Source organism: Pantoea sp. GbtcB22 (assembly GCF_019091025.1).
Classification (GTDB): domain Bacteria; phylum Pseudomonadota; class Gammaproteobacteria; order Enterobacterales; family Enterobacteriaceae; genus Pantoea; species Pantoea leporis.
The window spans coordinates 1-255 of record NZ_JAGXKB010000423.1 but is presented as its reverse complement, the minus strand read 5'-3'; the positions used below and the strand labels follow the sequence as shown (position 1 = coordinate 255).

Annotated in this window: 1 protein-coding gene; it reads left to right on the top strand. The window is 59.2% G+C overall.

Annotation, left to right across the window (positions count from 1 at the left end; genetic code table 11):
- The coding region (locus KVT28_RS25660; RefSeq protein WP_254633669.1) for an alpha-amylase family glycosyl hydrolase at window positions 1-255 on the top strand (255 nt) is incomplete at both ends.

The following is a 255-nucleotide window of genomic DNA, read 5'->3' as shown; positions in this document are numbered from 1 at the left end:
CCAACCGCGACGTATCGTATTCAGTCTCGCAACGGCATGACGTTTGACCGCGCCGCGGCGCTGGTGCCCTATCTGCAACGCCTTGGCATCAGCCATCTTTACGCGTCGCCGATATTTAGCGCCCCCGCCGAATCCACCCACGGTTACGACGTCATCGATGCCAATGAGATCGAACCGGCGATTGGTGGCCGCGACGGCTTTAATCGTCTGGTTGAGGCGTTGCAGGACGCGGAGATTGGCTTGATTCTCGACATC